We start from the raw sequence: 12,298 nt of genomic DNA on the forward strand, positions 1-12,298 counted from the left end.
ACTGCTTTTCATGAAACGATTACTTGCCCTCTTCTTCTTTCTTCCTTCGTTGGTATTTGCGCAGAACGATTCTGTATTGTCAGGTGCATACAGCTGGAAACAACCTGTTGTGCAAAAAGGAAAAATCAGTTCTGTTGTTTTACTGGAAGGCAAAGTGCATGACTTTGAATGGATGCAGTTTGCAGCAAACAGTATTGCAGGCAACACAACAATAAAGCAGGCTGTTTCTGCTAACCAAGAGCAGTTATTGATCGTAAGATCTGGTGCTGTAACAATTCATTTTGGCGACTCTTCCTTTCTATTAACAGCGAATAGCATAGCTGTCTTAATGCCAGGAGAAAAATACAGTTTATCAAATGCATCAACAACAACAACAGATTTCTTTACCATGAACTACCGCAGCAAAAAAACTGCTGATGCACAACGTGGCGGAACTTCCTTTGTGAAAATATGGGAAAGCATTCCTTTTAAAGGCAATAATATTGGAGGAGGTCGTCGTGATTTTTTTGAAAAACCTACTGTTATGCAGAAACGTTTTGAAATGCACGTAACCACTTTAAAAGAAGGTTTGAAAAGTCATGAACCTCATACGCATCGTGCAGAAGAAATTATCCTGGTCATTGAAGGTGAAACGGAGATGCAGATGGGGAATAACATAATAAAAACAACTGCCGGAGGATTTTATTATGCAGGCAGCAAGGTATTACACGGCATCAAAAACATCGGTACAAAATCAAGTACCTATTTCGCCATTCAATTTGAATAACAAAATGAACTACTTCTTATCGTTATTACGGATCGTTCCAATCTTTTTGTTTGGGGCAAACGCAGCAAACGCACAGGTAAAACTTCCGCAAATTGTAAGAGACAGCATGATACTGCAAAGAGATATTCCGGTAAACATCTGGGGATGGAGCGCTGTGAATGAAAAAGTAAGTGTAAAGTTCAATGGCAAAACATACAAGACAAAAGGCAATGCTGAAGGAAAGTGGATTATAAAACTACCTGCAACCAAAGGAGGCGGTCCTTACAGCATTGATATTACTGCAAGCAACAAAATCAGCATCAAAGAAATTCTGTTTGGCGATGTTTGGTTTTGCAGCGGTCAATCCAACATGGTACATCAACTCAATATTCATGATGTAACCTATGCAAAAGAAATTGCCGAAGCAAATGATCCGCAGATCCGTCAATTCTGGGTACCAACACTAACCAGTTTACAAGGCCCGCAGCAAAATTTGCCAAGCGGTTACTGGAAAGCAGCAGTAGGTGAAGACATTCGCCCCTTCTCCGCAGTTGCTTATTTTTTTGCCAAACATTTATACGAAAAATACAAAGTGCCTATTGGCATTATCAATGCAAGCGTTGGAGGCACACCTATTGAAGCTTGGACAAGTGAAGAAGGATTGAAAGATTTTGCAGCATTGCAAACCACTATTACAAAAAATAAAGACACAGCCTATCTCAACAGTTTAAATCGCAGACCATCAAATACGCCACGCATTGCTCCTCCTATTGATGCAGGTTTAAGCGGAACAACAAAATGGTTTGATGTTAACTATGTTCCTAAGGGTTGGCGCAACATCAACATTCCAGGTTTTTGGGAAGATCAGGGTGTGAAAGATCTCAACGGTGTGGTATGGTACAGAAAAGAAATTGATATTCCTGCATCAATGGTTGGTAAAGCTGCGAAAGTTTTTCTTGGTCGCATTGTAGATGCAGATGAATTATACATCAATGCTGTGCGTGTTGGTAACACAACATATCAATATCCTCAACGCAGATACACGGTTCCTGCAAATGTTTTAAAAGCAGGTAAAAATGTTTTTGTTATTCGTGTAACTAACAATTCTGGTAAAGGTGGTTTTGTAACTGACAAACCTTATTGTATTTTCTCAGGAACGGATACAGTTGATCTCAAGGGAACATGGCAGTATAAAGTTGGTTTAGTGAATCGTCCGTTTGCAGGCGGAGGTTTTGGCGGCGGCATCAATGCACAAAATCAACCGGCTGCATTGTACAATGCAATGGTTGCGCCTGAAATAAATTATACCATCAAAGGATTTTGTTGGTACCAGGGTGAAAGCAATGCAGGAAGGCCACAGGAATACGGCGCTTTGCAAACTGCACAAATTCGTGACTGGCGCAACAAATGGAACCAAGGTGAACTGCCTTTTCTGTATGTGCAACTGCCGGGATTTATGGATTATAATTATCTGCCTTCTGAAAGTGGTTGGGCTGTTTTACGTCAGCAACAATTAAATGCACTTGCAGTACCGAACACTGCTATGGCAGTTGCGATTGATCTTGGTGAGTGGAATGATATTCACCCCGATAATAAAAAAGATGTTGGCATTCGTTTGGCATTGGCGGCACGAAAACTTGCTTACAAAGAGGAATTGGTTTATTCCGGTCCACTTTATCAATCTGCAAAAATTGATGGAAGTAAAATCATTCTTTCATTTCAACATACCGGCAGCGGTTTAATTACAAACGACGGAGAAGAGTTGAGTGAGTTCGCTATTGCAGGAGCCGATAAAAAGTTCGTATGGGCGAAAGCAAAAATTGAAGGCGATAAAATAATTGTATGGAGTGATGAAGTAAAAGAGCCGCTATATGTGCGTTATGCGTGGGCCGATAATCCGGTTCAACCAAACTTGTATAACAAAGAGGGACTGCCCGCATCGCCTTTTACAACTGAGAAATAAAATATCATATGAACATGAAACAACTTGCTTTGATTTTCATAACTGCTTTTGTCAGCAACTCGATCGCTATGGCACAGGTTTCGGTGATTGACAGCAGCAAATATCCAAAGCTCACTGTGTTTACGGTGCAGCAAGATCAGGCGAATATGATGCAGCAACTGGGAATAATAAAATTACGTCCCGGTAAAAGTGGTAATGACAAAGATCCCAACCACGCAAACTACGATGAGGCATTGGCGAATCCTTGTCCGCAGTTGCCTGATGTGCTTACACTAAAGAATGGAAAGAGAGTTACAACGGCTGATATTTGGTGGAAGCAACGCCGGCCTGAATTGATTGAAGATTTTGAACGTGAAGTGTATGGCCGTGTTCCCAAGAATGTTCCGAAAGTAACTTGGACAGTAAAGGTGCTCGACCGGGAAGTGGTGAATCGTATTCCAGTTATTGCAAAGGAAATAATCGGGCATGTAGATAACAGCGCCTATCCATTGATCAATGTTGATATGAAAATGGTGCTTGTTGTTCCCGCAAATGTAAAAGGCCCTGTTCCGGTGTTGATCATGTTTGGTCGTCCTGTATTACCTGCGCCTGCACAACCATCGCCTGATGATTTGGAAAAAATAAATGCCGCTTACAAAGAAATGATGATCAAGTCTGATCCATCAATGAAAGAAATCTTTGAAAAGTATCCGGCGTATCAACCCATCACCCGTCTCCCCGCTCCTAACTTTTTTGCACCAGCGAAAGCAGATGAAGAATTAACGCCACAAGAAAGATTGTTAGCCGCTGGCTGGGGTTATGTTACCATCGATCCTGCAACAATACAACCGGATAATGGAGCAGGTCTAACAAGAGGCATTATCGGTTTAACCAATATGGGACAGCCACGCAAACCCGATCAATGGGGTGCATTGCGTGCATGGGGTTGGGGCGCAAGTCGTGCATTGGATTATTTAGAAACAGAACCTCTGGTGAATGCAAAGCAAGTTGGCATCGAAGGTGTATCTCGTTATGGTAAAGCTGCATTGGTAACAATGGCATTCGATCAACGCTTTGCAGTTGGTTTAATTGGTTCATCAGGAAAAGGTGGTGCAACATTACATCGTCGTGTGTTTGGTGAGTCAGTTGAAAACTTAACCGGCGGTGGTGGCTATCATTGGATGGCAGGTAACTATTTAAAATACGGAACAGAAGAATCAGGCTTTGGTAAAAAAACAGGTTGTGATTTACCGGTTGATTCGCATGAACTGATTTCCTTGTGTGCACCACGATTGACATTTATCAGCTATGGCATTCCCGAAAAAGGTGATGCGAATTGGCTTGATCAGAAAGGAAGTTACCAGGCAACTATTGCTGCCGGTACAGTCTTCAAATTACTCGGCGCAAAAGATCTTGGTGTGAGCAACGATCATTTAACAGAAAAAATGCCACCGATGCTCACCGATATGTTGAATGGACATTTGGCATGGCGACAACATGATGGTGGACATACCGATGCGCCGAATTTTAAATTCTTTATACCATGGGCAAGCAAATGGTTGAATTATGAAAAGAAAACACCATAACAACTAACTATAAGAAAACTGTGTTGTTATTGAATTTTTATTTTCTTTCCGGTTGTCATTGCTTCATAGACAGCTGTGATTACTTGAACATCTCTTCGTCCCATTTCGCCCGGAACAATAGATAGTTGATTTTTCATCATTGACAGGGCAATGCCATCCATTTGTTTTGCCTGCTGATTAATGTTTGTAATATTCATCGGGCCTTCAGATGTTTTTCCTCTCAATCCTCCGTAGTTATAAGCTGGCGATAATTCAAACATTCCCTTCTCCGCTTCTGCTCTTAAAAAGTTCATAGAGCTTCCATAGCTTGCTTCACCTTCTGCAATTAAACCATTGGGCATTTCAAATTGCCATTTAAGTGACTGTTCCACTTCTTTGAATTTATCTGCTATTGTTTTAGGGCCTTCCTGTGCTGTAACTGCAATTGGTACCATACCTGTTGTGTAACAAATACCCTGTACACAATAAATACCCAAATCCTGCATGGGACCACCGCCAGCTAAATCTTTTTTCAATCGCCACTGCGTAGGATCACCAATTGTAAAACCAAATCCTGCGGTCATTTTTTTGATATCACCATAAACCTTTGTTGTACCCAACCGCATCATTTCTAGATTGTGCGGTTCAAACTGAAGCCTATAACCAATAGCTAATTGCTTACCGGCCTTCTTTGATGCAGCAATCATTTTATCACAATCAGCCACAGTAATTGCCATTGGCTTTTCACAGATCACATGTTTGCCTGCCGCAAAACCACGTACGGTATATTCTGCATGCATACTGTTCGGAAGAACGACGTAGATAATATCAATATCCGGATTGTCTTTTATGGAATCATAATTGTCGTAGTTGTAAATATTCTTGTCCGGAATATTATATTTCTCTTTCCACACAGGAATTTTCGAAGGCGTTCCGGTAACGATACCTGCGAGATAACAATGTTCAGTTTGCTGCAATGCAGGTGCTAATTGTCCGCCTGCATAACCACCGAGACCCACTAAGGCGATGCCTAGTTTTCCTTCTTTCTTCTGTTGCACGGAACGTTGTTTTGATTGTTGTTCATTACATGAATTGTTGGCAGAAAGTAATGGAAGACTCAAACCTGCCAAGCCGATCTGTTGTAAAAACTTCCTTCGTGAATGTTGCTGACTCATACGAATTGATTTTATGGTGATGTTTTATTGTACTCCCTCAGTTCATCAATGTTTGTTTCCATTCCGCAATTGATTGATATGTTCTGCTAGATCCAACATTGGTGCCACATAAATATCTTTTTCTTTCTGTTTGATATAGCGAAGTATTTTCCTGTGATTCTCTATCGATACATCAAGCCCGTTACCGCCACCAACACCATGAAACAAAATTACCAGCAACGAATTGGTTTGTATCGCCTTGTCAACCCACGCTTTCATTTCTTCAAAGCTGTTGTTGTTGACCATATAGCAATCCACATTGTACAGATCAACTTCATTGATCTTGTGCATTTCATTTCGCACAGCCCTTGCAGCTACAAAATCTTTTTTCATACCATTGATGAAAGACGAGTCAGCGATCTTCATATCACCACATGTGTAAGCGAATGTGCGTTTTGTTTTTCCATCAATTGATTGCAGGAAAAGATTCGTCATGCGCATTTCGTTTTCCATTCGCTTTACTGAATAGTTGGTCATATCGTTTTCCTTGCTCACCCATTCACGGCCAGACATATTACCAATGCAGGGATGAAACAACGTATGATTGCCAAGTTCATGACCTTTTACAGGAAGTTTCTTCCAATCCTTCAATCTTGTTTGCATCGATTGTGAAAACGCAGTTATATAGAATGTTGCTTTTAATCCCAACGAATCTAATATTGGTGCAGCATTATCTAAATGCTGATCAATGGCATCGTCGTAAGTAAGAACAACTGCACATTTCTTCCCCTTCCATACATTATTGGTTTGTGCATACACACAAGTAAACAAACTGAGAACGTAAAAGACTGCAACAATTACTTTCTTCATTACTTAACAATTATTTGTTGTTATTCAAAAAACGGAACACCAGGCACTGCATATTTTTTCATGGCAGTTTCATTGATATCCACTCCTATACCTGGTTTCTCTGACAAAGTAATATAACTATCTTTCACCCACTCGCCATCATATGTTACAATTTCTTTGAACATAGGATTTGTATGGAAATACGACTGCCATTCCAATATTAAAAAGTTTGGAACCGATGCGCATACATGTGCCGATGCCATTGCGCCAAGGAACGATGCAACCATGTGTGGAGCAAACGGTGTGTAATACAAATTAGCAAGGTTAGCAATACGCTGTCCCTCACCAAGGCCACCGGCTTTTTGCAGATCGGGCATTACAATGTCAACTGCTCCTATTTCAAGCATTCTTCTGAAACCGTAAGCCAGGTAATGATTCTCTCCCGCACAAATAGGTGTGCTGGTGCTTTCAGTTATTAATTTATACGCTTCCACATTCTCAGCAGGTATGGGTTCTTCCAGCCACATTAAATTCAACGGCTCCAATCGTTTTGCAACTGCCTGTGCTGTTACTGCGTCATAACGGCCATGCATATCCACACATATATCAATGTTAGGACCTACTGCTTCTCTGGAAGCTGCAATTTGATCATACATACGCTGCAGTTCCATAGGGCTTGCCGTCCAGTTATATGCATCATATTTATTTGGATCATTTGCCTGGTCAAGATCAAACTTAATGGCATTAAATCCCATCTTCTTTGAATTCAATGCTGCGTCTGCAAAATCTTTTGCTGTTGGTAAATTACGTTGATACAAAGCCGTATCGCAGTACACTCTTATTTTATCACGGAATTTTCCGCCGAGTAATTGATACACGGGAATGTTCAATGCTTTGCCCGCAAGATCCCATAACGCAGTTTCAATGGCTGATAAAACAGCAATATACATACCTGCCTGCGCTCCCTGGAAAAAACCACCCTTGCGAATATCTTCAAACAGGCGATGTACATTCAACGGACTTTTTCCTCTTAACCTCATTCCGAAATTTTTCACAAGGTGGTAAGTGCCGGGCACAGCATCAACTCCTTCTCCCACTCCATAGATATCTTGGTTGGTGTAAATTTTTACAAACAAACTTCCACGGATATAACCACATTTGATGTCTGTAATTTTAAGATCAGCTGGCGCTGATGGTTTTGGTGTGCGCTCAACGGCCTCTTGGTAGCCTTCTCCAAAAACTTGCATTGAAGCAAGTGGCATAAGGGCTGATGCAAGTGCGGCTTTTGATAAAAAAGACCGTCGGGAATTATTTTTATTCATTGTTTAAAATTTATGGAGTGGAAGAATAGTTTTGCGTGAACTGTATTACCAGGTTCTGTCTTTCAGGTATTGCTGAATAAATTCTTTTGACACTGGCAATTCGCTGATATGATCATTCAGCCATTTTGAAAAATCCTTTTCAATTTCATCACTCCATCTTGCATCAATTTGTCCGGCTGTATATTTTCCTTCACGCAAACGTTGATGACCAAACATATCTCTTAAGCGTACAATCTCCGAAGTGGTAACAACTCTTTCAGCAAGGTGCGGAGGAATAAAAACTACAACTCCAAGTTTACCAAGTACAACATCACCCGGCATCACTGTAACTCTTCGAATACGTGTAGGATGATTAATGCCAACAATCATTGTTGTTAAATCGCCGGGAGGATTATGAAACGACGGATCGTAACTGGTATAATAAGAAGTAAACCCGGGAATATCTTTTAATCCTTCTACATCACGCAAGGCTCCGTCATAAACAATTCCGTTTCCTGTTTTTGCATAAATAGCATTGCCCACATTGTCACCAATGGTGGGACCATTTTTTTGTGCACCAAATTGATCGGCCACATACACATCACCTTTTACAAGTATGTCAACAGCCCATGTATTTTGTCCACGCTTGCCTGCTTTTTTTCCAACTGAATCAATCGCTTTCCAAACATCAGGTCGTCCGGGCATAAACGTTGCCGTAACAGCACGGCCAACCAATACACTGTCGGGATGAATCATCTGCCAGCCTTCTGCAATTTGATATGCATAGCCTGCGTTTTTCATTACCGCCCATGCTTCTTCAACACTTACATTTTTCATGCGTTGTAAAAGTTGATCGGGAACCTTTGGTCGTCCGTCAGGGAAACGTTCACCTGTCCAAAGTGGTGTTAATGAAATCAAATGTTCTTTACTGATTTGTACTTGCTGTGCTTGCAATGGTTGAAGAAATACAAGTAGCAACAACACAAGCAATCCGTTTTTAATTTTTGTCATAGCGATTATTTTTATTTAGTAATGTGGCTCATTTCTTTTTCATTTGCTTTATCAACCGGCGGACGGTTATGCCACCAGCTTGCCAATGCAGAACCGGTGATGTTCATCAATGGGCCAAACACAGCAGCAGCTAATCCAATGGTTGCAATTTTTCCAAGTTCTTTTGCAATGCCCGATGCAAGTCCGGCATTTTGCATTCCCACTTCAATAGCAATGGTGCGGCAATCTTTTTCATTCATTCTGAATAAACGGCCGCTCCAATAACCCAACACATATCCAAAAATGTTGTGAACGAATGCAATTCCAATTAAGAGTAATCCTACTTTGAGCAAATTGTCTCTTCCGGAGGCAACAATAACTGTAACAATGCAGGTGATGGCAAACATGGAAATGAAAGGCATGGCATCATCCAGCCATTTCATTTTTCCTTTTAATAATTTATTGAACAGCAACCCTGCACCAATGGGAATGATAATCATCTTAAAAATATCCCACATCATTTTCAACACATCAATCTCAATTAAAGCGCCTGCAAATAATTTCATCAGCAGCGGTGTAACAAATGGCGCAAGCAGTGTTGTGATAGATGTAATAGTGATCGACAATGCGAGATTTGCTTTTGATAAGTAGGCCATAACGTTTGAAGCCAATCCGCTTGGTGAACAGCCGATAAGAATAATGCCTGCTGCTATTTCGGGAGGAAAGTTGCTTGCGTTTGATAATGTAAACCCCAGCAAGGGCATAATTACAAACTGACTCGCCACACCGATCACAACACCTTTCGGTGATTTAACAACCGCAGCAAAATCGTTTAAACTCATAGAAGAACCCATTCCAAACATCAGTAACTGAATAAACGGAATGATTGTGCTGCTTAACGAAAAACTACCCCAGGTAGTAAAATATTCCGGATGCCACATAGCAACTACAACACATGCAAAAATGATAGCAGTGAACGAAAGGCCTTTTAATAAAAAGATGCTTCTGAAAATAAACGCAAGACTAATAAAAAATAATGCCAAAGACCAGCCAGATAAGTTGATATAACCTGTTAGCCAGAGTACGATTGATCCTAATGCGAACAATACGGCAAGTGCAGAAAAAACAATTGGTTTTGGTTTACGCTCCATGATTCATTTATTCTTTTAGTAGTTGATACGAACTTTTCAACTGACTTGCATCTCTTACGTTCAGGCAGAGATCTACGTATGTTGATCAATCATTACTGATGCTGTAACGCAGCAATATCAGCAAACTCACTTGCGAGCTTGGTACTTAACCGTTCGAATATTTTAAAGTATTTCAGATACATTTTATTGTTCTGCTTGTCTGGCGTAGCAAGGTCGGGCAGCACAACAGTTTTTGCCGCTTCATCAAGCGATTTGTAAATACCCATTTCGGTTGCGCTTAATAAGTACGATCCATAACTTACGCTTTGATAGTTCTGTCGTAAGCGAACAGGTTTGTTATAAATGTCGGCCACCATTTGTGTAAAGAAGGGCAACGTGCCAAAACTTCCATTGATTGAAAGACTGTTGATTGTTCTGTGTTCTTCCAGCGTTTTTCCAATACTGTAAATTTCATAAAGAATGCCTTCAATAGCAGATCTTACAAAGTGCGATTTTTCATGTTTAATATTTATTCCAAAGAAAACACCTCTTGCATTGGGGTTCCATATGGGTGCACGTTCTCCGAGCAAATAAGGAAGGAAGATTAATCCGTCTGAACCTGCCGGTACTTTTGATGCATCGTTGATCAACTCAAGCATTGTATGCTCCAGATCAAATGGATTTTTAAAATCACCAAACTGACGGGTGAACCATTCGAAGATGACACCGCCATTATTGGTGGGGCCACCTGATATATATTTATTTTCTGTAAGCAGGTAATTGAAGAAGCGCTGCTTGTCATCCTGCATCACTTTATCACTTACTACTCTTACTGCACCACTATCTTCAACGGTAATGGTTGCCACACCTTCGCCATTTACACCATCGCCCAGAACAGCCATACAACCATCGCTTGAACCAACAAGAATTTTTGTATCGGCCGATAATCCTAATGATGCCTGGTATGCTTTATTTAATTTTCCAACTTTTGTATCTACCGGTACTAAGTCCGGTAACATCGCAGCAGTAATGCCTGCAAACTTGAGTGATTCCGGCTCCCATTTTATTTTATGAATGTTGAGCAATCCTGTTGCCGACGCAATACTGTAATCAATTACATACTCTCCGGTAAGTTGTTGCAGAATGTATGCTTTCAGCGATAAGAATTTACTGACCTGTTTGAATTTTTCTTTTTCATTGTTTTTGATCCATGCAATTTTTGTTAGCGGCGACATTGGATGCAGTGGCGTGCCGGTAGCACTATAGATCTTTTTGCCAAGTGTTGAGTTTTTAAGTTTGGCTGCTTCTTTGTTAGCTCTGTTATCAGCCCAAGTAATGGCTTTGCCCATTGGGTTGCCCCGCTTATCTACTGCCAGTACACTATGCATCGATGAGCTGAAACAAATGCACAATACTTTGTATTTTTTTGGATGTAGTACTTCATTCAACAGGTTTTTCAGTACATACAGCATAGTAATAAATATCTGATCGGGATCCTGTTCACTGTAATCCGGCTCACTGTGAAAAGTGGGACAGTATCCTTTCAACGAGCCAATGATATTTCCATTAAGATCAAATGCGTAAACTCTTACTGCATTGGTGCCGAGTTCTATAGTGATGATACATTCCATTTGATTATAAATTAGTTTGTTCCAATATGATTTTTTCTGAATTCGCTGGGCGTATAGCCGGTTAGCTTTTTAAACGTGGTTGAAAAATGTTGTGATGAATAAAAGCCTGTATCAAGAGCAATGTCCGTGAGGCTGATGTTCGGTATCTTCAATAACTTGATCGCTTCGGAAATACGGATATTGATCAGATAGTTAAGCGGAGAAAAACCGGAATAACTTTTTACTTTCTCATTGAAGAGTGTTGTACCCAACCCTACCAATGCTGCCATTTCTTCTACCGTCCATTGGTGAGAAAGATTCTGACGAAGTTCCTGTTCAAGTTTCATAAAGGTTTTTGGAAAGTCACGCCCCGGGTTCGACATTCTTGTAAACTGCCGGCTTACCTGTATAAAAATTTCATCGATCAAATGATTGACCCTTGCCTGAAAACCTATTTCCTGTTTAAACAATTCAGTTTGTATGCCTTTCAGAATAACACCGGCATCTGTAAATTTTTGAAGTATTGGGGTGTGGTCCGATTGCAGTATTTTATTGATCGCATAGCTCTCTGTATCGGATAAACTGCTCCACGCGGGGTTTTCAAGTTCACCTTTTTCATTTTTGCCAACCTGTAAATGTATCCATGAAAAACAACCGATCTCCAGTACATTACTTTCATTTCCAAACTCAGTACCGGGCAATATCAAGGCAACATCACCGGGAAAAAGTGTATATGATCGGTCATTAATACACCATTCAAATTTTCCTTCCTGTATATAATACAACTTTAAACAACGATCAATTTCACATGGAAAGCCATTGAGACGTATTGCAGGATTTTTGATTACGCCTATTTCAATAATATGCGGAAACAATCGCAACTCTGAGGCAGTATTATGGCAAAGCACAAATTGATTCATATATAAACCAGAGCAAGCTTTAGGAAATCATCGTTCCGCAATTGTTGTTATAAGTAACAGCGTGTATAAAGAAAATCAATTTATCTCAACTG

10 protein-coding genes are annotated in these 12,298 nt (G+C 40.5%); 3 read left to right on the forward strand and 7 right to left on the reverse strand.

What is annotated here, in order from left to right; translation table 11 throughout:
* Positions 1-10: 10 nt before the first annotated feature.
* The 3 genes from H4075_RS19470 to H4075_RS19480 are packed head-to-tail and all read left to right on the forward strand — an operon-like array spanning position 11 to position 4,273.
* Positions 11-766, forward strand: coding sequence for a cupin domain-containing protein (locus H4075_RS19470; RefSeq protein ID WP_182802485.1), 756 nt, complete (start codon positions 11-13; stop codon positions 764-766).
* Positions 767-770: 4 nt separating this feature from the next.
* Positions 771-2,708, forward strand: a complete 1,938-nt coding sequence (locus H4075_RS19475) for a sialate O-acetylesterase (protein WP_182802486.1) — start codon at positions 771-773, stop codon at positions 2,706-2,708.
* 14 nt (positions 2,709-2,722) lie between these two features.
* A complete protein-coding gene (locus H4075_RS19480; protein WP_182802487.1) occupies positions 2,723-4,273 on the forward strand; it encodes a glucuronyl esterase domain-containing protein in 1,551 nt (516 codons plus the stop codon).
* Between the two features lie 26 nt (positions 4,274-4,299).
* Here H4075_RS19480 and H4075_RS19485 read toward each other — a convergent pair whose 3' ends face one another.
* The 7 genes from H4075_RS19485 to H4075_RS19515 all read right to left on the reverse strand — a co-directional run bounded on the left by H4075_RS19485 (position 4,300) and on the right by H4075_RS19515 (position 12,206).
* Entirely contained in the window at positions 4,300-5,427 is a 1,128-nt protein-coding gene (locus tag H4075_RS19485; RefSeq protein WP_182802488.1) for a Gfo/Idh/MocA family protein, read from the reverse strand.
* 45 nt (positions 5,428-5,472) lie between these two features.
* Complete coding sequence (locus H4075_RS19490; protein WP_182802489.1) at positions 5,473-6,276, reverse strand: polysaccharide deacetylase family protein; 804 nt, start codon at positions 6,274-6,276, stop codon at positions 5,473-5,475.
* Positions 6,277-6,296: 20 nt separating this feature from the next.
* Complete coding sequence (locus tag H4075_RS19495) at positions 6,297-7,577, reverse strand: mandelate racemase/muconate lactonizing enzyme family protein (RefSeq protein WP_182802490.1); 1,281 nt, start codon at positions 7,575-7,577, stop codon at positions 6,297-6,299.
* A gap of 45 nt (positions 7,578-7,622) precedes the next feature.
* Positions 7,623-8,567, reverse strand: coding sequence for an RraA family protein (locus tag H4075_RS19500; RefSeq protein ID WP_182802491.1), 945 nt, complete (start codon positions 8,565-8,567; stop codon positions 7,623-7,625).
* An 11-nt stretch (positions 8,568-8,578) separates the two neighbouring features.
* A complete protein-coding gene (locus tag H4075_RS19505) occupies positions 8,579-9,697 on the reverse strand; it encodes a bile acid:sodium symporter family protein (RefSeq protein ID WP_182802492.1) in 1,119 nt (372 codons plus the stop codon).
* A 92-nt stretch (positions 9,698-9,789) separates the two neighbouring features.
* Positions 9,790-11,307, reverse strand: coding sequence for a gluconokinase (locus H4075_RS19510; RefSeq protein WP_182802493.1), 1,518 nt, complete (start codon positions 11,305-11,307; stop codon positions 9,790-9,792).
* An 11-nt stretch (positions 11,308-11,318) separates the two neighbouring features.
* Positions 11,319-12,206: an AraC family transcriptional regulator gene (locus H4075_RS19515; RefSeq protein WP_182802494.1), complete on the reverse strand. Its 888-nt coding sequence runs from the start codon at positions 12,204-12,206 to the stop codon at positions 11,319-11,321.
* Positions 12,207-12,298 lie beyond the last annotated feature (92 nt).

It is taken from the genome of Lacibacter sediminis (genome assembly GCF_014168535.1).
GTDB lineage: Bacteria > Bacteroidota > Bacteroidia > Chitinophagales > Chitinophagaceae > Lacibacter > Lacibacter sediminis.